The 22,364-nt window shown below is 71.7% G+C and carries 24 protein-coding genes and 1 riboswitch; of the genes, 19 read left to right on the top strand and 5 right to left on the bottom strand.

What is annotated here, in order from left to right; translation table 11 throughout:
• Positions 1-35: 35 nt before the first annotated feature.
• From Y590_RS06440 to cobU, 3 genes are all read right to left on the bottom strand, one after another.
• Positions 36-1,817, bottom strand: a complete 1,782-nt coding sequence (locus Y590_RS06440; protein ID WP_060769119.1) for a PAS domain-containing HWE histidine kinase family protein — start codon at positions 1,815-1,817, stop codon at positions 36-38.
• Positions 1,818-2,047: 230 nt separating this feature from the next.
• Positions 2,048-2,650 (bottom strand): cob(I)yrinic acid a,c-diamide adenosyltransferase, encoded by a 603-nt coding sequence (gene cobO / locus Y590_RS06435; protein ID WP_060769118.1) that lies wholly within the window; start codon positions 2,648-2,650, stop codon positions 2,048-2,050.
• Complete coding sequence (cobU, locus tag Y590_RS06430) at positions 2,650-3,183, bottom strand: bifunctional adenosylcobinamide kinase/adenosylcobinamide-phosphate guanylyltransferase (RefSeq protein ID WP_201026775.1); 534 nt, start codon at positions 3,181-3,183, stop codon at positions 2,650-2,652. Before cobU ends, cobO begins: the two co-directional genes overlap by 1 nt.
• A gap of 66 nt (positions 3,184-3,249) precedes the next feature.
• Positions 3,250-3,450: riboswitch (cobalamin riboswitch) on the top strand.
• A gap of 41 nt (positions 3,451-3,491) precedes the next feature.
• Between cobU and Y590_RS06425 the strand changes: the two genes are divergently transcribed.
• From Y590_RS06425 to Y590_RS06355, 15 genes are all read left to right on the top strand, one after another.
• Positions 3,492-3,671, top strand: coding sequence for a CbtB domain-containing protein (locus Y590_RS06425; RefSeq protein WP_060769116.1), 180 nt, complete (start codon positions 3,492-3,494; stop codon positions 3,669-3,671).
• A gap of 30 nt (positions 3,672-3,701) precedes the next feature.
• Positions 3,702-4,475 (top strand): CbtA family protein, encoded by a 774-nt coding sequence (locus Y590_RS06420; protein ID WP_060769115.1) that lies wholly within the window; start codon positions 3,702-3,704, stop codon positions 4,473-4,475.
• A complete protein-coding gene (locus Y590_RS06415) occupies positions 4,468-4,875 on the top strand; it encodes a DUF1636 family protein (RefSeq protein ID WP_060769114.1) in 408 nt (135 codons plus the stop codon). The genes Y590_RS06420 and Y590_RS06415 overlap by 8 nt, the downstream gene beginning before the upstream one ends.
• Entirely contained in the window at positions 4,872-5,906 is a 1,035-nt protein-coding gene (cobW, locus tag Y590_RS06410) for a cobalamin biosynthesis protein CobW (protein ID WP_060769113.1), read from the top strand. The genes Y590_RS06415 and cobW overlap by 4 nt, the downstream gene beginning before the upstream one ends.
• On the top strand, positions 5,903-6,799 hold the full coding sequence (locus Y590_RS06405; RefSeq protein ID WP_060769112.1) for a DUF4349 domain-containing protein: 897 nt from the start codon (positions 5,903-5,905) through the stop codon (positions 6,797-6,799). Before cobW ends, Y590_RS06405 begins: the two co-directional genes overlap by 4 nt.
• A 13-nt stretch (positions 6,800-6,812) precedes the next feature.
• A complete protein-coding gene (gene cobN / locus Y590_RS06400; protein WP_060769111.1) occupies positions 6,813-10,172 on the top strand; it encodes a cobaltochelatase subunit CobN in 3,360 nt (1,119 codons plus the stop codon).
• Positions 10,169-11,464, top strand: coding sequence for a precorrin-3B synthase (cobG, locus tag Y590_RS06395; RefSeq protein WP_060769110.1), 1,296 nt, complete (start codon positions 10,169-10,171; stop codon positions 11,462-11,464). Before cobN ends, cobG begins: the two co-directional genes overlap by 4 nt.
• Entirely contained in the window at positions 11,461-12,093 is a 633-nt protein-coding gene (locus tag Y590_RS06390) for a precorrin-8X methylmutase (RefSeq protein ID WP_060769109.1), read from the top strand. The genes cobG and Y590_RS06390 overlap by 4 nt, the downstream gene beginning before the upstream one ends.
• Positions 12,093-12,890 (top strand): precorrin-2 C(20)-methyltransferase, encoded by a 798-nt coding sequence (locus Y590_RS06385; protein ID WP_060769108.1) that lies wholly within the window; start codon positions 12,093-12,095, stop codon positions 12,888-12,890. The genes Y590_RS06390 and Y590_RS06385 overlap by 1 nt, the downstream gene beginning before the upstream one ends.
• Positions 12,887-13,648 carry a precorrin-3B C(17)-methyltransferase gene (gene cobJ / locus Y590_RS06380; RefSeq protein ID WP_060769107.1) on the top strand — a complete coding sequence of 254 codons (762 nt, stop codon included), beginning with the start codon at positions 12,887-12,889 and terminating at the stop codon, positions 13,646-13,648. The genes Y590_RS06385 and cobJ overlap by 4 nt, the downstream gene beginning before the upstream one ends.
• A 423-nt stretch (positions 13,649-14,071) precedes the next feature.
• Positions 14,072-14,500 carry a hypothetical protein gene (locus tag Y590_RS06375; RefSeq protein ID WP_060769106.1) on the top strand — a complete coding sequence of 143 codons (429 nt, stop codon included), beginning with the start codon at positions 14,072-14,074 and terminating at the stop codon, positions 14,498-14,500.
• Positions 14,463-15,728: a DNA-packaging protein gene (locus tag Y590_RS06370; RefSeq protein WP_060769105.1), complete on the top strand. Its 1,266-nt coding sequence runs from the start codon at positions 14,463-14,465 to the stop codon at positions 15,726-15,728. The genes Y590_RS06375 and Y590_RS06370 overlap by 38 nt, the downstream gene beginning before the upstream one ends.
• A 47-nt stretch (positions 15,729-15,775) precedes the next feature.
• On the top strand, positions 15,776-16,948 hold the full coding sequence (locus Y590_RS06365; RefSeq protein ID WP_060769104.1) for a phage portal protein: 1,173 nt from the start codon (positions 15,776-15,778) through the stop codon (positions 16,946-16,948).
• A 57-nt stretch (positions 16,949-17,005) separates the two neighbouring features.
• Positions 17,006-17,476, top strand: a complete 471-nt coding sequence (locus Y590_RS06360; RefSeq protein ID WP_060769103.1) for an HK97 family phage prohead protease — start codon at positions 17,006-17,008, stop codon at positions 17,474-17,476.
• Between the two features lie 31 nt (positions 17,477-17,507).
• Positions 17,508-18,776 carry a phage major capsid protein gene (locus tag Y590_RS06355; RefSeq protein ID WP_060769102.1) on the top strand — a complete coding sequence of 423 codons (1,269 nt, stop codon included), beginning with the start codon at positions 17,508-17,510 and terminating at the stop codon, positions 18,774-18,776.
• Positions 18,777-18,782: 6 nt separating this feature from the next.
• Here the strand turns inward: Y590_RS06355 and Y590_RS06350 are convergent, their stop codons facing one another.
• Both Y590_RS06350 and Y590_RS06345 read right to left on the bottom strand, forming a co-directional pair.
• Entirely contained in the window at positions 18,783-19,631 is an 849-nt protein-coding gene (locus Y590_RS06350) for a S1 family peptidase (RefSeq protein WP_060769101.1), read from the bottom strand.
• Between the two features lie 147 nt (positions 19,632-19,778).
• Entirely contained in the window at positions 19,779-20,534 is a 756-nt protein-coding gene (locus tag Y590_RS06345) for a S1 family peptidase (protein ID WP_060769100.1), read from the bottom strand.
• A gap of 33 nt (positions 20,535-20,567) precedes the next feature.
• Between Y590_RS06345 and Y590_RS06340 the strand changes: the two genes are divergently transcribed.
• From Y590_RS06340 to Y590_RS06325, 4 genes are read left to right on the top strand one after another with little or no spacing between them, the layout of a single operon-like run.
• Positions 20,568-21,143, top strand: coding sequence for a head-tail connector protein (locus tag Y590_RS06340; protein WP_060769099.1), 576 nt, complete (start codon positions 20,568-20,570; stop codon positions 21,141-21,143).
• A gap of 22 nt (positions 21,144-21,165) precedes the next feature.
• On the top strand, positions 21,166-21,507 hold the full coding sequence (locus Y590_RS06335) for a head-tail adaptor protein (protein ID WP_060769098.1): 342 nt from the start codon (positions 21,166-21,168) through the stop codon (positions 21,505-21,507).
• Positions 21,504-21,923: a DUF3168 domain-containing protein gene (locus tag Y590_RS06330; RefSeq protein ID WP_060769097.1), complete on the top strand. Its 420-nt coding sequence runs from the start codon at positions 21,504-21,506 to the stop codon at positions 21,921-21,923. The genes Y590_RS06335 and Y590_RS06330 overlap by 4 nt, the downstream gene beginning before the upstream one ends.
• 28 nt (positions 21,924-21,951) lie before the next feature.
• Complete coding sequence (locus Y590_RS06325; RefSeq protein WP_060769096.1) at positions 21,952-22,362, top strand: phage major tail protein, TP901-1 family; 411 nt, start codon at positions 21,952-21,954, stop codon at positions 22,360-22,362.
• Positions 22,363-22,364: the final 2 nt, after the last annotated feature.

Here is a 22,364-nt window from a genome sequence, read left to right as displayed (position 1 = left end):
TCCGCGATCCTCCATCCTCGTAAGGGTGTTGTCGCTTACACAGGGCAAGTGATCGGCATGTCGATCTGGCAGCGCACACCGTTCTCGCCCAGCGCATAATCGACGTTCGCCTGGAGCGCGTAGGGCAGGGCCTGCTGGATGAGCTCGGTGCCGTAGCCGCGACGCGTGGTCTGCCCAGGATCGACGCGGATACCGGTCTCGATCCAGCTTAAAACCAACCGAGGCCGTCCGCGCTGATCCCGCGTCACATCCCAAGTGACGGCGAGACGGCCGGTATCGTTTCTCAGTGCGCCGTATTTGACGGCGTTGGTGGCTAGCTCGTGTAGGGCCAGCGCGAAGTTCTGCACCTGCCGCGCGGTCAGGAGCATCGGCGGCCCGCCGACCTCGATCCGGTCCGATGACTCGTCCACGTGTGCGGCGAGTTCCGCCCGCACCAGCGCACCGACCTCGACGGTATCGCTGCCGCTTCGACTGAGCAGGCCCTGTGCCCGGCTGAGCGCCTGGAGCCGTTCCTCGAACGCTTCGACCGACCCGCCGCGCTTGACCGTCCTGTCCGCGATAGCGGCGACGATACCCAGCAGGTTGCGCGCCCTGTGCTGCAACTCGTTGACCAGAACCTCCTGGCGTGCCTGCAGCATGCACCGATCGTTGACGTCGATGTTGACTCCCGCCCATTTACGGATCGTGCCGTCGGGGCTCGTGATCGGCACGACGCGAACGTTCGACCACCGCCACGACGCGCTGGACGCGTGCCACAAGCGATACTCGGCATCGACCGCGCTCCCCGCGGCGACCGCCGCGCGCCACTTCTGTTCGGTTGCCGCCCGGTCATCGACATGGATCGCATCCAGCCAGCCGAAGTCCTGCCACTCGTCCAGGCGCTGGCCGGTGAAGGCGCGCCAGCCTGGGCTGTCGGCGACGATGGACCCGTCCAGGTGCGCCTCCCAGCTGAATTGGCCGAAGCCCTCGACGAGCCCGCGGAACCGTTCCTCGCTTTCGCGCAGAGCCGCCTCGGAACTCTTGCGCTCCGTGATGTCGCGCACCGTCCCCTTCATGCGCCGGAGGTGTCTTCCCGCGCCGGCATCGATCCGACCCTGCGCCCCAATCCACCGGAGTTTACCGTCCGCGCGCCGGATTCGACACTCGAAGTTCCACTGCCCGCCCGCGGCGATGGCGTCTCGGAAGCCGGCGTCGACTGAGTCCCGATCCTCCGGCGTAATATGATTGAGGAACGTGTCGTAGGTCCACGTGGGCAGGAGTGCTTCGTACCCGAAGATGCGATCGTGCTGCGGTGAGCGCCAAGCGTCCAGCGTGGCGAGGTCGATCTCCCACACGCCGACATCGCCCGCCTCCAATGCACGCGCGAGCCGCTCCTCGCTCACCCGCAACGCCGCCTCGGTGCGCAACCGGCCGCCGATCTCGAAGCCAACCATGTGTGCTGCAATCACCGCGCCGGCTTCGTCCCGCATGGGCGTCAGGTAGGTGTCGAACACCTCGCTCCCGCCCAGGTCGAACGGTTGAGCCGGCACATGCACGCTCTCCCCCAGGAACACACGCTCGTAGAGGGGGGCGACGACCGGCCACGTGTCGGGGAACGCTTCGGACAGAGGGCGGCCGAGTGCGCCGGGGTGTCGGTCACCGAACAGCCGCGCGGCCGCCTCGTTATAGACGAGGATGCGCTCGGGTCCGCAGGTGAGGCCCGATATGAGCGGGCTGGCGAGCACTTGCTCGACCATGAGCTTGAAACGCTCCGTCCACCGCCCGACCGGGCCGAGCGGCGTCGCGCTCCAGTCATGGTCACGGATGTAGGCGGGCATCCCACATTCGCGGCCGATCCACGGCTCAGAAACTTGCGTCATGGATCCATGAGGCGGACGCCGTCGGCCGGGTCAATTGATCGATGTTGGTTTCGTGCGCTTCCGATGCAATGAATGCGACGTGTCCGCTCGCAGTCACGGCATCAACATCTGCTTTCCGCCCTGAGCAGCCCTTTGCCGCGTCAATCAGATTGGGTTTGGAATCCAGAATCGCGCGACGACGCGCAAACTCAGAACTCGATCCCCTCCTGCGCCTTCACGCCTGCGGAAAAATGGTGCTTCACGCTGCCCATCTCGGTGACGAGGTCGGCGGCCTCGATGAGCGCCGGTTTGGCGTTGCGGCCGGTGACCACGACGTGGAGGTCGGGGCGCCGGGCGGCCAGATCCGCGAGCACCGCCTCGAGGTCGAGGTAGTCGTAGCGCAGGGCGATGTTCAGTTCGTCGAGGACGAGCAGGCGGATGCTGGTGTCCGCCATCAGAGCGCGCGCGGTTTCCCAGGCGTTGGCGCAGGCGGCGATGTCGCGGGCCTTGTCCTGCGTCTCCCAGGTGAAGCCTTCGCCGAGCGCCTGCCAGACGATCTGGTCACCGAAGTTTTTCAGCGCGCGGGCCTCGCCCGTGTCCCAGGCGCCCTTGATGAATTGCACCACGCCGACCCGGTGGCCGCGCCCGAGCATCCGTAGCACGAGGCCGAGGGCGGCCGTGGTCTTGCCCTTGCCGGGACCGGTATGGACGATGAGGAGGCCCTTCTCGATCTTCTTCGAGGCGACCTCGGCGTCCTGCACCGCCTTGCGCTTGGCCATCTTTTCGCGGTGGCGGGTATCGTCTTCGGTCATCAAGGATTCTCACGTGAGGGTTTGACCGTCAGCGGCAGCCCGGCGACGGTGAGCACGACCCGGTCGGCCTCGCGTGCGAGCCGCTGGTGCAGCCGCCCGGCCGCATCGCGGAAGCGGCGGGCGAGCGCGTTGTCCGGCACGATGCCGAGGCCGACTTCGTTGGCCACGAGCACCAGCGGGCCCGGCACCGCGGCGCAGGCCCGTGCCAGGGCCTCGGTCGCCGCATCGAGATCGGCCTCGGCCAGCAGCAGGTTGGTGAGCCAGAGCGTCAGGCAATCGACCAGTACCGGCCCGGTCGCGGCGGCCACCGCCTCCGGCAGGGCCGTCGGCACGTCGAGGGTGTGCCAGGAGCCGGAGCGACGCGCCCGGTGCTCGTGGATGCGGACGCGCATCTCCTCGTCCCAGGCCTGCGCCGTGGCGATGTAGAGCCAGGGCGCGGGACAGGCCTCGATCAGCCGCTCGGCATAGGCGCTCTTGCCCGAGCGCGCGCCGCCGAGCACCAGGGTCATCCGGTCGGGTGCAGCCTCCGTCATGCCGGCCGGTTTGCACCGGGCGCGTCCGTTCACGCAATGGCGCTTTGCATGCGCCCCGACTCCGCGTTACAAGCGGCGGGTGACGGTGCCCCGGAAACGGGGTGAAAAGGGAATGCGGTGAGAGGGTTGTTCAAAAACCTCGATTCCGCGGCTGCCCCCGCAACTGTAAGCGGCGAGTTCCTGCCACGAGCCACCGGGTGATCCGGGAAGGCGGCAGGCACGATACCAGCCGCGAGCCAGGAGACCTGCCGTCCGGCGAAGTTTTGTTCTCGAACGCCGCCGGTGGGGCGGCCGGAGCCCGTGACCCGATGACGACTGCGACCCTTCAGACCCAGGCCGCCACCCGTTCCGCCGAGGGCGCCCGTGCGCTTCTCGTCGCCGCCTTCCTCGGCCTCGGTCTCGTCTTCGTGGCGGGCTTCGCCCCGGCCTCGGTGCTGCACAATGCGGCGCACGATTTCCGCCACGCGCAGAACTTCCCCTGCCACTGATCCGCGCATCCTGCGGCTTCAAGCAGTTCCATGATCATCCGGTTGCTGTCGGCGGCGCTTGTCGCCGGCTTCCTCGCGTCCGTCGTCGCGACGGGCCTGCAGCTCACGCTGACCTCCCCGCTGATCCTTCAGGCGGAGACCTATGAAGGCGAGGGCGCGCATGCCGCCCTCGCGCCGTCCCCCGATTCCCCCTTCGCCGCCCTGATCGTGCCGGCGCATGCGCCATCCCAGCACAGCCACGGCGAGGGCGGGCACGACCACGGCACGGCCGACGAATGGCAGCCCGCGCCGGGCCTGCAGCGCATGGCCTTCACCGGTCTCGCCACGCTGGTCGGCGGCGTCGGCTACGCGCTGCTGCTCGCGGCGGTGATGCTGGCTCTCCGCCGTGAGCCGACCCCCCAGGGCGGACTCGTCGTCGGCATCGCCGGCTTCCTCGCGGTGGCGCTGGCCCCCGCCATCGGCCTGCCGCCGGAACTGCCCGGCATGGGCGCGGCGCCGCTCGTGCTGCGCCAGTCGTGGTGGCTCATGACGGTGGTGGCGACCGGGCTCGGCCTCTACCTGATCGCCGTGCGGCGGGTGCCGCTGACGATCCTCGGTGGCCTCGTTCTCATCGTCGCGCCGCATCTCGCGGGCGCGCCGCAATCGATCGACACCGTCTCCTCGCAGGTGCCGCCGGCCACGGCCGCGCAGTTCGCCGCGCGCTCGCTGGCCATCGGCTTCGTGTTCTGGGCGGTGATCGGGCTCGCCTATGGCTGGGCCTGGGGCCTGTTCGGCCGCGAGGCGGGTGCCCGTGCGAATGCCTGATCCCGATACCGCCATCCTGTCGGTCTGCACCACCTGCCGCGCGGCGGGCGATGTCTCCGAGCCGCGCGCCGGGGCCAAGCTCCTCGCCGCGCTGCTGGCGGAAGTCGGGCGCGAGCCCGTGCCGGGCCTGACGATCGAGGGCGCCGAGTGCCTCTCGGTCTGCAAGCGGCCCTGCACCGTCGCGGTCGTCTCGCCCGACCGCTGGACCTACGTCTACGGCGACTTCGACGCGCTCGAAGACCCCGAAGCTTCCGCCCGCACCATCCTGGCGGGTCTGCGTCGCTACCTCGAGACCCCCGACGGCGTCGTGCCCTGGCGCGAACGGCCGGAGGCGTTTCGCAAGGGCGTCGTCGCCCGCATCCCGCCGCTCAAGGCGGCCCGAGGGGAGACCCCATCATGAGCCTCGTCGAAAAAATTCCCTGCACCATCGTCACCGGCTTCCTCGGCGCCGGCAAGACGACGCTCGTGCGCCACACCGTCGAGAACGCCCGCGGGCGCCGGCTCGCCATCATCGTCAACGAGTTCGGCGATCTCGGCTTCGACGGCTCGTTCCTCGCCGCCTGCGGCATCGAGGGCTGCAACGAGGATTCGGTGGTGGAGCTGCCCAACGGCTGCATCTGCTGCACCGTGGCCGACGATTTCGTGCCGGCGCTGACCAAGCTGCTCGACCGGCCCGAGCCGCCGGAGCACATCCTGATCGAGACCTCCGGCCTCGCCCTGCCCAAGCCCCTGGTCCAGGCCTTCCAGTGGCCGGCGATCCGCTCGCGGGTCACCGTGGACGGCGTGGTCGCCGTGGTGGACGGCCCGGCGGTCGCCGCGGGGATGTTCGCCGAAGACCCCGACGCCCTCGCCAACCAGCGCGCGGCGGATCAATCGGTCGATCACGACAATCCGCTGGAGGAGGTGTTCGAGGACCAGATCCTCTGCGCCGACCTCGTGGTGCTCAACAAGGCGGACCTCCTCGACGCGGCGGGCCGCGATAAGGTCCGCGCCGACATCCAGGCGCACCTGCCGCGCGCCGTCGAGATCGTCGAGACCGAGCACGGCCGCCTCGACCCGCTTGTGCTGCTCGGCATCGGTGCGGGGGCGGAAGACGACCTCGACGCGCGCCCCTCGCATCACGGCGAGGGCGAGGATCACGACCACGACGATTTCGAATCGGTCGCGATCCCCGTCGGCATCGCCGGCAGCCCGGAAGATCTTTCCGCCCGCGTGGAGAAGGCGGCCGAGACCGAGGGCGTGTTGCGCATCAAGGGCTTTGCCGAAGTGAAGGGCAAGCCGATGCGCCTCGTGGTGCAGGGTGTCGGCCGGCGCGTCGCCTCCCATTACGACCGCCCGTGGAAGGGCGCGGAGCCCCGCGACGGACGCCTCGTCGTCATCGGCCTGAAGGGCTTCGATCAGGACGCGGTCGCCGCCGCCCTGCGCGGATGAGCCGGGGCGAAGCCGCAGGCCGGCTGCCGCGCGGGCTTTGGCTCGCGGCCCCCGTCCTCGCCCTTCTCGCCGGCTGTTCCGACAGCCGGCATGAGGCGGACGGGGCGATGCGGATGGCCCAGGCTCCTGCGCCCGCGCCCTTCGTCCCCGCCGCGCGCGAGGGGAGCACGGCCAAGCTCGCCTACCGCCACGATCTCACCGTCGGCCTCGGGCCGGACCGGGTGGCGCCGCACTTCGCCGCCGCCCGCGACCGCTGCCTCGACGCGGCCGCGACCTGCACGCTGTTGAGTTCCTCGATCCGCGACGGCGGCGGCACGCGCCAGCCGCAGGCGCAGGTTCAGGTGCGGCTGCCGCATGCCGCGGTCGCTCCTTACGTCGCCTCCGTCACCGCGCCCCTGCCGGGCGAGGCGGCGGGCGATGTCGTGCTGATCGAGCAGGCGACCCGCGCCGAGGATCTGACGGCCTCCATCGCCGATACCGGCCGGCGGCTGGCCCAGCTCAACGATTACCGCACCCGCCTGACCGCGCTCGCCGAGAAGCCGGACAACCGGGCCGAGGATCTGATCAAGATCGCGGGGGAACTGGCGCAGGTCCAGAGCCAGATCGAGGAGGCGGAAGGGACGCGCCGCGGCCTCGACGAGCGCGTGGACACCGAGATCGTCACGGTCGATTTCCGCACCAGCCGGGCGCGGGCCGGCGCCTTCGCCCCGGTGCAGGAGGTCTGGGCCCGCAGCGGCCCGATCCTCGGTGAGAGCGCGGCCTCGGCCCTCCGCTTCACCGTCGCGAGCCTGCCCTGGCTGCCGATCGTCCTTTTTGCCGCCTTGCTCCTCCGGCTGGTCTGGCGCATCCGGCGCAAGCGGGCCCATCCGGCGCGCGTCCAATCGGAGCCGTGAGGGCGCCCGCGCCATGCACCTGATCCGCCTCGATACGGTCTCCCTCGACGAGGGCGAGGCGGCGGTCGATCTCGGCCAGAGCCCGGGCGACATCGTCTTTCTGTCATTTACCGATACGGACCTCGCGGCCGTCGCCCGGGCCCACGCGGACGAGCCCGGGCTGCCCTCGCTGCGGCTCGCCAAGATGGCGCAACTGCGCCACCCGATGTCGGTCGATCTCTACGTCGATGCGGTGATCGCCCGCGCCAGGATCTGCGTGATCCGCTGCCTCGGCGGGCTCGACTATTGGCGCTACGGCATCGAGCGGGCCGCCGCGACGGCACGGGCGCAGGGGGTCAAACTTGCGGTTTTGCCCGGTGACGACCGGCCGGATCCGCGCCTCGACGCCTTCTCGACTCTGCCGCCCGAGACCTGCATCCGCCTCGATGCCTATTTTCGCGCGGGCGGCCCGGAGAACCTGAAGAACCTGCTGCGCAGCCTCGCGGCGGAGGCCGGCGCCGCTTTCGAACCCGCGCCGCCGAAGGCGCTGCCGCGGGGCTTCGCGTGGTGCCCCGGCTGCGGGCCCGTCGCGCTTGAGAGGGCGATGCGGGCCGCCGGGCCGGGCCCGCTGGCGCTGCTGCTGGTCTACCGCTCGGCGGTGCTCTCCGGCGAGACGGCGCCGGCCGTGCAGCTTGCCGCCGCGCTGACCGAGCGCGGCATCGGCAGCGTCACGCTCGCGCTGTCGAGCCTGAAGGATCCGGAGGCCGTGGCGACCTTGCGCGCGGCGCTGGCCCTGCGCGGCCCGGACATCGTGCTCGCCGCCACCGCCTTCTCCGCCCGCGACGATGCCGGTTTCGTGCTCGATGCCGCCGATTGTCCGGTGATCCAGGCCTACACGATCGGCGCGCCCCGCGACGCCTGGGCCGCCTCGGGCCGGGGCATGAACGCGTCCGACCTCGCCATGCAGGTGGCTTTGCCGGAATTCGACGGGCGGCTCTCGGGCTTCCCGATCTCGTTCAAGGAGGAGGCCGCGGCGGTCGAGGGCTTTTCGGAGCGCCGCGCGGTGCCCGATCCCGCCGGCATCGCCGCGCTCGCCGAGCGCGCCGCCGCCTGGATCCGCCTGCGTCGAACGCCGCGCGAGCAGCGCCGGCTGGCGATGGTGCTCTCCGATTATCCCGCCCGCGGCGGCCGCGCCGGCTACGCGGTCGGCCTCGACACGCCGGAAAGCGCCCGCGCCATCGCCGCCGACCTCGCGGCGGCGGGGTTCGCCGCGGGCGACCTGCCGGAGGCGGGCACGCTGATGGCGGCACTGACGGAGGGCGAACCGGGCTTTTCGGTATCGCTGGCCGAGTACGCGGCGTGGTTCGGGGGATTGCCGGAAGAGCGCCGGGCGGAACTGGCGGAGCGCTGGGGCGCGCCGAAGGACGATCCGGCCTGCCGCGACGGGGCGTTCCGGTTCCGGATGGTGCGCGCGGCCGCAACTCGGACCCCCTCGCCCCGCGCCCAGGGACAGGGCTTCGGCGACCCGTCGCGTGAGTCTGAGGCCGGCCTCACCCTGTTCCTACAGCCCGACCGCGGCCGGAGCACCGATCGCAAGGCCGGCTACCATGACCCCGACGAGCCGCCGACCCACGCCTACCTCGCCTTCTACCTCGGCGTTCGGAGAGCATTCGACGCGCTGATCCATCTCGGCACCCACGGCACCACCGAGTGGCTGCCCGGCAAGGCGGTGGCGCTGTCGCCGGATTGTTGGCCGGCCCTGGCCGTCGGGGCGCTGCCGGTGGTCTATCCCTTCATCGTCGACGATCCCGGCGAGGCCGCGCCGCTCAAGCGCCGGCTCGGCGGGATTGCGCTGGGCCACCTCACTCCCACCGTCGAGGCGGCCGGGCTCACCCCCGAGGCCGCGGCGCTGCGCGAACTGGTCGAGGAATACTCCGCCGCGAGCGTGCTCGATCCGCGCCGGGCCGGGCTGATCGCCACGGCGATCCTTGACGAGGCGGCCTCCGCCGGCCTGCTCGAAGGCGCGGGCGTCGATGGCGACACGCCGATGGCCGACGCGCTGACCGCGCTCGACGCGCATCTGTGCGACCTCGGCGAGACCCCGTTTCGCGATGGCCTGCACGTGTTCGGCCGCGCGCCCGCCGAGGCCACCGAGCCGGTTCGCATCAGCGCCGAGGCGGAGCGCGCCGCGCTCGCCGCGGCGCTCGACGGCCGCTTCGTCGCGCCGGGCCCGGCCGGCTCGCCCTCGCGCGGGCGCCAGGACGTGATGCCCACCGGCCGCAACCTGACGACCCTCGACCCGCGCGCCCTGCCGACGCGCGCCGCGACGATGCTCGGCAGCAAGGCCGCGGATGCGGTGGTGCGCCGCTACCTTCAGGACGAGGGCGAGTACCCGGCCCGCATCGTCATGGATCTCTGGGCCTCGCCGACGCTCCGCACCGGCGGCGAGGACGTGGCGCATGCGCTCGCCCTGATGGGCGTGCGCCCGGTCTGGGACCATGCCTCGACCCGCGTCACCGGCTTCGAGGTGCTGCCGCTGGCCCTCCTCGACCGGCCGCGCATCGACGTGACCTGCCGCGTCTCCGGCGCGTTCCGCGACACCTTTCCCGAGACCCTGGCGCTGCTCGACCGCGCCGCCCGGGCCGTCGCCGCCCGCGAGGAGGAGGACGAGGAGAACCCGCTCGCCGCCGCCCGTCGCCGGGGCGAGTCCGCCGCCCGCATCTACGGCGCCGCGCCCGGCCGCTACGGCGCGGGGACGGCCGAGACCGCCCTCGACGGCGCTTGGGAGGGCCGGACCGATCTCGGTGCCGCCTACCTTGCCGCCACCACCCATGCCTACGGCGACGCGGAAGGCGCGGACGCGGATTTCGCCGCCCGCGTCGCGGCGGCGGACGCCTATGTCCACGCCTTCGACGTCGCCGAGCGCGACCTGCTCGACGGCGACGCCGCCGCCGACGCCATGGGCGGATTCTTTGCCGCCGCCTCGTTCGAGGGGAGGGCGCCCGCGCTCTACAGCCTCGACGTCTCGAATCCGGAGGCGCCGCGCACCCGCACCGCCCGCGAGGACATCGCCCGGCTGATCCGCGGCCGGCTCGGCCATCCGCGCTGGATCGCGGCGCAGCTCCGCCACGGCTACCGCGGCGCGCAGGAATTCGCGCAAGGCATCGATGCGGTGTTCGTGCTCGCCGCCGCGACCGATGCGGTGTCGAGCCAAGATCTCGACCGGCTCTACGGCGCCTGGATCGCCGACCCGGAAACCTTCGATGCCCTGAAGGCGGCCAACCCGGAGGCGACCCGCGCCATCCTCGAGCGCTTCGACGAATTGCGCGCCCGCGGCCTGTGGCAGAGCCGGCGCAACGCGGCGCCGGCCGACGAAATGATGGCCGCCGAATGAGCGCCCGCCGCACCCTGCCCGAGGGCGCGCGCCGCGGCTGGTGCCCCTCGCTCGCCCGGCCGATGCCGACCGGCGACGGGCTGCTCGCCCGCGTCCACCCGCCGCTCGGGCGCCTGACGCCGGCGCAATTGCGCGCGGTGGCGGACGGCGCGCGGGCCCACGGCAACGGCCATATCGACGTGACCGCCCGCGGCAACCTCCAGATCCGCGGCGTCAGCGAGGCGAGCGCCGCGCCGCTCGCCTGCGCCCTCGCGGAAGCCGGCCTCGGCGACACCCGCGACGATGGCGGCCCGCAGCGCCTGACCCTGACGGCGCCGCTCGCCGGCCTCGATCCCACGGAACAGATCGACGTGCCGGCGCTCGCCCGCGCGGTGGAGGCGGCGGGGCTCGCCGTGCCGGGCCTGCCACCCAAGACGCTGGTGGCGATCGATGGCGGCGGCGCCCACGGCCTCGGCACGGTCGAGGCCGATTTCTTCCTGTTCGCCGAAGGGCAGGGGCAGGGGCAGGGGCAGGTGGCCTTCGGCCTTGCGACCGAAACCGGTCCCCTGCGCTGCGGCGTGCTGCCCGAGCAACAGGCGGCGGGCGCCATCGGCCTTGCGCTCGCCGCCTTCGCCGAGATCGGCGGACGCCGGATGCGCGACCTCGACGCCCACGGACGGGCCGTGATTGCAGCGGTGGCCGGCTTCTTCCCGTTCGAGCCGACGCCGCTCGCGCCGGCTCCTGCTCCGGCCGCGCCGGGACTCGCCGCCCTGACCGCGGACAGAGCGGCGCTCCTCGTCCAGGCGCCGTTCGGCCGCTGCACCGCGGATCGGCTGGAACAGGTCGCCGCGCTGGCCGGGGCGCAGGACGTGCGGCTGAGCGCGGAGCGCGGCCTCGCCCTCCTCGTTCCCGCGCGCCGCGCCGCCGTCCTCCAGGCCGAATTGGCGCGGGCCGGCTTCATCGTGACGCCGGACGATCCGCGCCGCCGGGTCGCCGCCTGTCCCGGTGCGCCGGCCTGCCGCTCCGGCACGACCCCGGTGCCCGACCACGCCGCCCGGCTGGCGCAGGCGCTGGCGCCGCTGGCCGGCCTCACCGCTCATGTCTCGGGCTGCGCCAAGGGCTGCGCCCATCCGGGCCCCGCGGATCTGACCCTGGTGGGCCGCGACGGCGCCTACGACGTGGTGCTCGCCGGGCCCCCCTCCGCCGAGCCGGCAACGCGTCTCGCTTTCGAGGTGGCGCTGGACCGGATAAGGAAGGCCGCAGCCGCCGGGCTTCCGGCGCTGGACCCCGTGTTTCAGGACGACGTGAGATGAGTGCCCGCCACGACTACATCCGCGACGGCGGCGCGATCTACGCGCGCTCCTTCGCGATGATCCGCGCCGAATCCGATCTCGCCCGCTGGTCCGGCGCGGCCGAGCGCGTGGTGGTGCGGATGATCCATGCCTGCGGCATGACCGACCTGCCGCGCGACGTGGAGATGTCGGAGGATTTCGCTGCGGCCGGCGAGGCGGCTCTGAAGGCCGGCGCGCCGATCCTGTGCGACGTGCGCATGGTCGCCGACGGCGTGACCCGCGCCCGGCTGCCGGTGAAGAACGAGGTGATCTGCACGCTCGGCGATCCGCGGGTGCCGGGGCTGGCGGTGGAGATGGGCACCACCCGTTCGGCCGCGGCGATGGAGCTGTGGCGCGCGCATTTGCCCGGCAGCGTCGTCGCCGTCGGCAATGCGCCGACCGCCCTGTTCCGCCTGCTCGAACTGCTGGACGAGGGCGTCGCCCCCCCGGCTGCGGTGATCGGCATCCCCGTCGGCTTCGTCGGCGCGGCGGAATCCAAGGAGGCGCTGGCGCGGGACGGGCGCGTGCCCTTCGTCGTGGTCCATGGCCGCCGCGGCGGCAGCGCCATGACGGCGGCCGCCGTCAACGCGCTCGCGAACGAGATCGAGTGATGGAGGGGAGCGTGCGCATCGACGCCCCGGCCGAGACCACGGACGGCGCGGGCGAGACCCCCGCCGCGGCCAGAACCGGTACGCTCTACGGCGTCGGCATGGGGCCGGGCGATCCGGATTTCCTCACCGTGAAGGCGATGCGGGTGCTGGAGCACGCCCCCGTGCTCGTCCACTTCTGCAAGCGGGGCAAGCGCGGCAACGCCCGCACCATCGCCGACGCGGTGATGTGCGATCCCACCCGCGAGTTTCCGCTGGCCTATCCCTACACCACCGAGCTTCACCCCGATCACCCGGAATACGTCGCGGCCCTGGCCGGCTTCTACGACGAGGCGGCCGGACGGCTCGCCGACCATCTCGGTGCGGGCCGCGACGTGGCGATCCTGTCGGAGGGCGACCCCTTCTTCTACGGCTCGTTCATGCATCTGTGGCGACGCCTGAAGGACCGCTTCCCCGTCGAGGTGATCCCCGGCGTCACCGGCATGTCCGGCTGCTGGACCCGCGCCGGCACGCCGATCACCTGGGGCGACGACGTGCTCACCATTCTGCCGGCGACGCTGCCGCGCGAGGCGCTGGTGGAGCGGCTGAAGGGTACGGATGCGGCCGTCATCATGAAGCTCGGCCGGCACCTGCCGAAGGTGCGCGGCGTGCTGGCCGAGACCGGCTTTCTCGCCCGCGCGGTCTATGTCGAGCGCGGCACCATGGCCGGCGAGCGGGTGGTGCCGCTGGCCGAGAAGGAGGACGACGTCGCGCCCTACTTCTCCATGGTGCTGGTGCCCGGAGAGGGCCGCCGCCCGTGAGCGATCCGGGAAGCGTCACGATCATCGGCCTCGGGCCCGGCGATCCGCGCCTGCTCACCGAATCGGCGCGCGACGCCCTCGACCGGGCGCAGGATCTGATCGGTTACATCCCCTACGTTGCCCGCGTGCCGGAGCGCGCGGGACTGACCCGCCACGCCAGCGACAACCGGGTCGAGGTGGACCGCGCCCGGCATGCCCTCGAACTCGCCGTTGCCGGCCGGCATGTCGCGGTGGTGTCGGGCGGCGATCCCGGCGTGTTCGCCATGGCCGCCGCCGTGTTCGAGGCGGTCGAGCACGGACCCGCGGACTGGCGCGATCTCGATATCCGGGTTGAGCCCGGCATTACCGCGATGCTCGCCGCCGCCGCCCGTCTCGGCGCGCCGCTCGGCGGTGATTTCTGCGCGATCTCGCTCTCCGACAACCTCAAGCCCTGGGAGGTCGTGACCGCCCGGCTCGAAGCGGTGCTGCGGGCAGGGCTCAGCGTCGCCCTCTACAATCCGATCTCCTCGGCGCGGCCGCGGCAGCTCGGCCGGGCGCTGGCGCTCGCTGCCGAGATCCTGCCTGCCACGACGCCGGTCATCTTCGCCCGCGCCGTGACACGGCCGGACGAAGCGTTGCGGGTACTGACCCTGAACGAGGCCCGCACCGCGCCGGCCGATATGGCGACCATGGTCATCATCGGCGCCGCCACGACGCGGCTGATCGAGCGGGAAGGGCGTCTGCCCTTCGTCTACACGCCGCGGAGCGTCACGCTCTGACGCGGACGCCTCCGCAGCGCTTCTTCAATCGAAGGATGTGTCGTTCCGAGAGGTTCAAGCCCCCGAATCCGGCGCGACCCAAGCTTTAGAACACGTTGAAGAACCACAGTAGAAGAATGATCGGCAGCGGAATGCCGATCAACCAGAGAAGTCCACCTTTGAGCACCGTGCTGTCTCCCGTGTGATGGAGGCGGTGACGCGCACTCCTTAGCTTATCTACCGATGAGGCTCGGTTGGCGTTCCTGTTTTATGGAAAAATTCATAGCCGGGCGTGCCCGGAACGACGGCACCCACACGCCGCGGACGCATGCTTCCTGACCAAATTCCTTTATTGCGGCCATGATAGGAATTTATGTATTGACACCGCGACGCTCCTCATGTAGGTAAAGGGCACGCTCAAGAAGTGTGGATGGAGACACCGCGATGCCGGCCCCCTCCGAGCCACGCAGTGAAGCCGAGCCGGGCGCTCCATCGAAGCCAAGTTCCAAGAAAGCCCGCAAGCGCGTGCCAGATGCCCGGCAGCTGCGGGCGCAATTGCGCGCCCATATCGAACGGCAGATCGCACGCTTCGATGCGGCACTCGATACCGAGGCACCACCGGCCGGGTTGGATTCCGCGAAAGTGCTGCGCGATCTCGGCGGTCTGAAGACCATGCTCGACGACATGAAGGCGGCCGACCAGACGGCGCGCGAGGGAGGGACGGATGATGCAGCCAGCCGACCACCGCTGCGCGCCGCCGACCTCGTGGCGATGCGCACGGATATCGCGCGCCGCTATGCTGCATTCGCGGCGGCGGAGCCGGACGACAGCATTCTTGACCCGTCTCTCGCCGGACCACCTGCGCCTGCTTGAGGCCGATTGGCTTCATCTCGCGCGGCACGACCAGCTTCCGCCGCCGGGACACTGGACGACCTGGGCGGTGATCGGGGGGCGCGGCTCCGGAAAAACCCGGACCGGCGCCGAATGGGTGCGCGGCCTCGCCCTCGGCGATCCGGTCTTCTCACCGGAGCCGGTGGCGCGGATCGCCCTCGTCGGCGAGACCTTCGCCGATGTGCGCGACGTGATGATCGAGGGGCCGTCCGGGCTTCTCACGCTACCGCGTCTCGGCGGTGCGCCACCGGTCTGGCAGCCGTCGCGGCGGCGGGTGGTGTTCGGCAACGGCGCGGTGGCGCTGGCCTTCTCCGCCGAGGAGCCGGATTCGCTGCGCGGCCCGCAATTCGGTGCCGTGTGGTCCGATGAGGTCGCCAAGTGGCGTGAGGCCGAAGCCACTTACGACATGATTCAGTTCGGCCTGCGGCTCGGAACGCATCCGCGCGGTCTCGTCACCACCACGCCGCGTCCGATGCCGCTGATCCGCCGGCTACTCGCCGACCCGCGCACGGTGGTGACGCGCTCGCGCACGGCCGACAATGCTCAGAACCTCGCGCCGAGCTTCTTGGAGGAGGTGGTCGGCCGCTACGCCGGCACCCGTCTCGGGCGGCAGGAACTCGACGGGGAGCTGATCGAGGACCGGCCGGACGCACTTTGGACCCGTGATTCCATCGAGCGGGCGCGTGTTTCCGAGGCGCCGCCGCTGCAACGCATCGCTGTCGCCGTCGATCCGCCGGCCTCCTCCCGCGTCGGGGCAGACGCCTGCGGCATCGTCGCGGCCGGGCTCGCGGCCGACGGAACCGCCTACGTGCTGGCCGATGCGACCTTGGAGCAGGCCGCACCCGCCGTCTGGGCGCGCGCCGCATTGGCTTTGTACCACCGGTTGGCGGCCGACGCGCTGGTGGCCGAGGTCAACCAGGGCGGCGAGATGGTCGTCGGGGTGTTGGCGGAGGCTGACCCGAGCGTGCCCGTGGCGACGGTGCGGGCGACGCGGGGCAAGCTGCTGCGGGCCGAGCCGGTCTCGCTGCTCTACGCCCAGGGGCGCGTCCGCCATGTCGGTCCGCTACCGGCGCTGGAGGACGAGATGTGCGCTTTCGGTCCCGGCGGTCTGCCTGGGGGCGGCTCGCCGGATCGGCTCGATGCGCTGGTCTGGGCGCTCACGCACCTGATGCTCGGACCATCAGTCGAGCCGCGCATCCGCCGGCTCTGACAGCCGCGGTTAATTTCACGTGAAACATTGCAAGCGGGAGGCGTGCCATGCCTGGATTCATCGCGCGGCTCGCCAAAGCGGCCGGGTTCGTACCCGACGCGAAGGTGAGCGCGGCTTTTGCGCTCTACGGCGAGGGACGAGCGATCTGGACCGCGCGCGATTACACCGCTTTGGCCCGCGAGGGTTTTCAGCGCAACGCCGTCGTCCACCGTTCGGTCCGGCTCGTCGCCGAAGCCGCGGCCTCCCTGCCGCTGACGCTCGCCGGCGCCGAGGATGCGCATCCGTTGCTGGAGTTGCTCGCCCGACCGAATCCGCGCGAAGGCGGGATGCGCTTCCTCGACGGGATCTACGGGCACCTCCTCGTCTCCGGCAATGCCTACATCGAAGCGGTCGAGATCGATGGTCGACCCCGTGAACTCTTCTCTCTGCGTCCGGACCGGATGCAGGTCGTGGCCGGCGCCGACGGCTGGCCCGCGGCTTACGAGTACAGTGTCGGGGGGCGGCGGCTCCGCTATCAGCAGACGGGCGCCTTGCCGCCGATCCTGCACCTGACGCTGTTCAACCCGCTCGATGACCATTACGGCCTCTCGCCGATGGAGGCGGCGGCGGTGCCGCTCGACATCCACAACGCGGCCGGCGCCTGGAACAAGGCGTTGCTCGACAACGCGGCCCGCCCCTCCGGCGCCCTGGTCTTCGCGCCCTCGACCGGCGCCGCCTTGAGCGACACGCAGTTCACGCGGCTCAAGGCCGAGCTGGAAACGAGCTACCAGGGCAGCGCCAATGCCGGTCGGCCACTCCTCCTCGACGGCGGGCTCGATTGGCGGCCGCTCTCGCTCTCGCCGAAGGAGATGGACTTCGTCGAGGCGAAGGCGGCAGCCGCCCGCGAGATCGCGCTCGCCTTCGGCGTGCCGCCGCTGTTGCTCGGTCTTCCCGGCGACAACACCCACGCGAACTACGCCGAGGCCAACCGCGCCTTCTACCGCCAGACGGTGATCCCGCTGGTGCGCCGCACCGCCGATTCGCTGGCTCGCTGGCTGGAACCCGCCTTCGGCCCCGCTCGATTGGAGCCGGATCTCGACGGGGTCGAGGCGCTGGCGACCGAGCGCGAGTCGCTCTGGCGGCGGGTCCAGGGCGCGGACTTCCTGTCGGTCGCGGAGAAGCGCGAGGCCGTCGGCTATCCTTCCCAAAGTCCGGCGCAAGGCACCGGCTCTCCAGGCTGAGGCCCCGACGGGATTCGGGCAGAGCCCGCTCTTCACTCCTCTTGTCCAGGTCTTGTCATGGATGGCCATTTCACCGGCTACGCCAGCCTGTTCGGCGTTCCCGATCTCGGCCGCGACACCGTCGCGCCGGGGGCGTTTGCCGCGAGCCTCGCCCGGCGGGGCGCGGGCGGGGTGCGGATGCTGTGGCAGCACGATCCGGCCGAGCCGATCGGCTCCTGGCTCTCTCTCAAGGAGGATGGCCGGGGCCTGCGCGTCGCCGGTCGGCTCAACCTCGCGGTTCAGCGCGCCCGCGAGATCGACGCGCTGATGCGCGAGGGTGCCCTCGATGGGCTCTCCATCGGCTTTCGCGTCATGCGGTCTTCGCCTGAGCGAGGCGGGCGTCGGCTGCTCGCCGTCGATCTCTGGGAGGTCTCGCTGGTGACCTTCCCGCTGCAGCCCGACGCGCGGGTGATCCGCGCCGCAGCACCCCGCCCCTTCGCCCCGCCGCGCCTGCGCCTCGCGGCCCCGCCGCTCGCGGTGCGCGCCTGAGCCTTCGCCTTTCACCACCCACGAGGATGCCATGACCGAGATGCGTTTCGAGACCAAGGCCCCGATCGGCCTGCCCGAGAACAAGGCGGCGACTTTCGGCACCGAGGCGGTGCTCGACGAGTTCGCCCGCGCCTTCGAGGCGTTCAAGGAGGCCAATGATGTGCGCCTCTCCGAGATCGAGACCCGGCTCACCGCGGATGTGGTGACGGAGGAGAAGCTCATCCGCATCGACGCCGCCCTCGATCAGGCGAAGAACCGCCTCGACCGGATCAGCCTTGACCGCGCCCGGCCGCCGCTCGGCGGGGCGGAACCGGTTCGTGACGCCTCCGCCACCGAGCACAAGGCGGCCTTCGACCTTTATGTTCGGGCCGGCGAGAGCGCCGGCCTCAAGCGGCTGGAAGAGAAGGCCCTCTCCGCCGGCTCCGGGCCGGATGGTGGCTATCTCGTGCCGCCGACGATCGAGCGCGAGGTGCTGCGCCGGCTCGCAGAGATCTCGCCGATCCGCGCCATCGCCACGGTGCGGCTTGTCTCCGGCGGCCAGTACAAGCGCGCGGTCTCGGTCAACGGTCCTGCCGCGGGCTGGGTCGCCGAGACCGCGCCCCGGCCGCAGACCGATGCGCCGAGTCTGTCGGAGCTGAGCTTTCCGGCGATGGAACTCTACGCCATGCCGGCAGCGACCCAGACGCTGCTCGACGACGCCGTCCTCAACATCGATGCGTGGCTCGCCGAGGAGGTCGAGACGGCCTTCGCCGAGCAGGAGAGCGTCGCCTTCGTCACCGGCAACGGCGTCGGCCGGCCGAAGGGCTTTCTCAGCTACGACACCGTCTCCAACGCGAACTGGGCTTCGGGCAAGCTCGGCTTCATCGCGACGGGGGCGGCCGGCGCCTTCCCCGCAAGCAACCCGAGCGACGTGCTGTTCGACCTGATCTACGCGCTCCGCGCCGGCTATCGCCAGGGCGCGAGCTTCGTGATGAACCGGCGGGTGCAGAGCGCGATCCGCAAGTTCAAGGACGCGGACGGCAACTACCTCTGGCAGCCGCCGCTCGCCGCTGACCGGGCCGCGACGCTGATGGGCTTTCCGCTGATCGAGGCCGAGGCGATGCCCGACATCGCCGCCGGCAACCATTCGATCGCCTTCGGCGACTTCAAGCGCGGCTACCTCGTCGTGGACCGCGTGGGCTTGCGGACCCTGCGCGATCCCTACTCCGCCAAGCCCTACGTGCTGTTCTACACCACCAAGCGCGTCGGCGGCGGCGTGCAGGACTTCAGTGCGATCAAGCTGCTCCGGTTCGCCGCCTGATCGTTCTCAGTACATCCGCCGCCGGGCGGGCCGGGCCATCCATTCGGTGCGCCCGGCCTGCGCGGCCGCCATGTCGGCGGTCATCGCCTCCATCTCGGCGGTGCGCGAGGAAATCCAGCTCGCGTGCTCGCCTGTGGGGGTGACGGCGGTGAAGCCGCCGCAGGCGGTGCGGGCGCGCCGGTCCTGACGCATGGCGCCGCTCGACCAGCTCACCACGCCGACCATCTGGCCGCCGCGCAGGATCGGGCCGCCGGAATCACCCAGGCACGCGCCCGCGCCGGCGGTTTCGGCCATGCGCCGGGAGTCGGTCACGACCGTGACGCGGTTGGCGACCTGCAACGAGCCGATCGACACGAGATGTGCCGTGCGCAGCGTCCGCGCGGTGTTGCGGCGGTTCTCGGCGAGCACGCCGAAGCCGGCGATGTCGACATTGTCGCCCGTGGTGATCGAACCGCCGCGGGGATCGAGCGGTCGGAAGCCGGCACCGACCGGCTGCTCCAGCTTGATCAGGGCAAGGTCGATGCCGGGCTGCTCCTCCGGCGTCGTGCCGGGGACGAATTCGGGATGCATCGAAACCGCGACCGCCCGCAGGCGGCGCTGGCGGAAATTCGGATCGACCACGACGACGTTGTAGCCGGCCTTGTGCATCACGCAGTGGGCTGCCGTCAGCACGATGTCCTGCGCGATCAGGGTGCCCGAGCAGATCTCGCCCTGCGTGCTCTCGATGCGCACCACCGAGGCGCGAAGCCCGCCGGGATCACGGGAGGTGCGGCCCTCGACCACGGCTTGCGCCGAGAGGGGGACGAGACCCAGCAAGGCACCAAGCACGCACGCGCGAAGTGGGCTCGCAACCATCTTTTTTGTTCTCCCAGGGTCCTGGCGCGGTGCGCCGGATTCCATGAACGAGTCCCGGACCGGTTGAAGCGTATCCGAAGGCAATTCGGCGGCCAAGGTCCGGTTCCTCATGGGCCGCGGCGCGCGGATCACGATCGGTCAAGGACGTCACCAGCGGGCGGAGGCGCCCCAGCCGGACAGCGTCCGGTCGATCCAGTCCCGTTGCGGCCCGAGCAGGATGCCTTGGGTCAGGCCGCCGCAGGCATCCTTCACCCATGCGGCGACCGCGACCACCGCCGCGCCCTCGAGGACCGGGCCGCCGGAATCGCCCTGGCAGCCGCCCGCTCCCGGTGCCTTCAGCCAAACCAGGATGCGGCTCGCGCCGTAGGGCTCGACGACGGCGAGCGTTGCGCCGCGATAGCGGCCGATCGAGCGCCGGTCGCCGCCCCGCGCGGCGCCGTAGCCGGCCAGCGTCAGGCTCTGGCCGGCCCGCGGCATCGCGGCGCTCAATGCGGCCGGCACGAACCGGGCGGGCAAGGGCTCGCGGGTGCGCAGCAGCGCAAGGTCGATGGAGCGGGTGCGCCCGCGGATGGCATCGCCATCGTAGGCCGGATGCAGGAGGCGGGCGGCCGTCTCGGCCAGCACCGGGCGGCCTGTTTCGTCGCGGTAATGGACGCGGTTCTCGCCCACGCCCGCCACGCAATGGCCGGCGGTGAGCACCGCGTCCGGCGCGACGACGATTCCCGAGCAGACCCCGCCGCCGGAGGTCAGCACCATCACCGCCGAGGCCGCGCCCGGCACCGCCGCGCCCTCTCGGCCGCCGACGATGGCGGTCGCCGGCGTGGTCGCGAGCAGGAGCGGGAGGGCGGCCGCTCCGAGGGCAAGACGCGCCGTGCGCGGAAGAGATGGGTTCGGCGCGCGCATCTTTTGCGAAGAACGCTTTCACGAGAGGCTGGCATGACCCCGATACGCGTCGAGGAGACCGGCGTCGAGCCGGTGAGCGTGGCCGAGATGCGCGGCTATCTCCGGCTGTCCTCCGACGAGACCATCGAGGACGCCTTGATCGCCCGCCTGATCCCGGCGGCGCGGGCGGCGGTCGAAGCGACCGCGCGCCGCCTGCTGCGGCCCGCCCGCTTCCGGGTGGTGCTGGCGGCCTGGCCCCGGCTCGGGCTGATGCCGCTGCCGCTGAGTCCGCTCGTCGCCGTGCTTCGCGCCGGGCTGATCGATGGGCGCGGCGCCCTCACCGAAATCGAGCCGGGCCCGATCCGGGTCGGCCCCGATCCGTGGGAGGCGCCCTGCCTCCTGTTCGGGCCGGACCTGCCGCCGCTCGGCACGGCCTCGGCTCTGGTCGAGGTCGGCGCCGGCTGCGGCGGCGAGGGTCCGCCGGTCCCCGAGCCGCTGGTTCAGGCCCTGCGTCTGACGATCACCGACTGGTTCGAGAACCGCGGCGATGCGGGCGGCGAGCGCGCGCCCCGTCCGCTGCCGCCCGAGGCGGCGGGGCTCGCCGCCGCGTGCCGCCGGATGCGGCTCTGATTCTGATCCACGGAGACCGACCATGACACACAGGCTGCTCGGCGCGCGGCGGCGGCGCCTCGTGCTCGAACTGCCGGTGGACGAGCCCGACGGGTTCGGCGGCCGGCTCCGCCGCTACGTCGCCGGACCCGTGCTGTGGGGCTCGCTGGAATCGCTCGGCAGCGCCGCTCCGCCCCGTGGCGGGCGCGCTGACCGGCCCGGCCTCTACCGCGTCGGCCTGCGCTACCGCCCCGGCGTCACCCCGGCCATGCGCTTCGCCGACGGCCCCCGCCGCTTCGCGATCCGCGCGGCCGACGACCCCGACGGGCGCCGCCGCGACCTCGTCTGCGAGGTGGAAGAGGTGATCGAGGAGGCTTCCCCGTGATGCGATCGAGCCCGCTGCTGGCCCTGCGCGCCGGCCTTCTCGCTCACCTTGCCGCGGATACGCCGCTCGCCGTGCTGATGGGCGGCCGCCTGCGGCTCTACGACGAGCCGCCGCGGGGCGCCGCTCCGGTCTACGCGCTGTTCGGACCGAGCGAGGTGAGCGACGACTCCGTCGATGGTGCGCAGCGCCACCGCCACGCCTTCGCGCTGACGGTCTTCGCCAAGCCGGGCTCGGCCCGCTCGGCCCTGGAGGTGGCCGAGCGTATCGCCGCCCGCCTCGACGAGGCCGGCCTCGCCTTGAGCGGCCACGCCCTCGTCCTCCTGCGCCTCAAGAGTCTCGCCGGCCTGCGCGACGAGCGCACCGGTGAGGCGCGCGCGACCCTCTCTTTCGAGGCGGTGACCGAGGTCGCCGCCTGATCTTTCCAGGAATGCCGGAGTCGCGGACATGAGCGCACAGAGGGGCAGGGACCTGCTGGTCCGGGTGAGCAACGGGGCCGGCAGCTTCGTCGCGGTGGCGGGTCTGCGCGCCCGCCAACTCGCCTTCAACGCCGAGACGGTGGACGTCACCAACGCCGATTCCACGGGGCGCTGGCGCGAGCTGCTGGCGGGGGCGGGCGTGCGCCGTGCCGCGGTCGCCGGCTCGGGCGTGTTCCGCGACGAGGCCTCCGACGCACGCCTGCGCCAGATGTTCTTCGACGGCGTGATCGGCCTGTTCCAGATCGTGGTGCCGGATTTCGGCACGATCGAGGGCCTCTTCCAGATCACGAGCCTTGAGTATCGCGGCGAGCATGCGGGCGAGGTCACCTTCGACATGGCCCTCGATTCCGCCGGCCCCTTGAGCTTTGCGGGAGCATGACG

It is taken from the genome of Methylobacterium sp. AMS5, from assembly GCF_001542815.1.
Lineage (GTDB): Bacteria > Pseudomonadota > Alphaproteobacteria > Rhizobiales > Beijerinckiaceae > Methylobacterium.
Note: the sequence above shows the minus strand (reverse complement) of the source record. Positions and strands in the feature narration are given on the sequence as shown.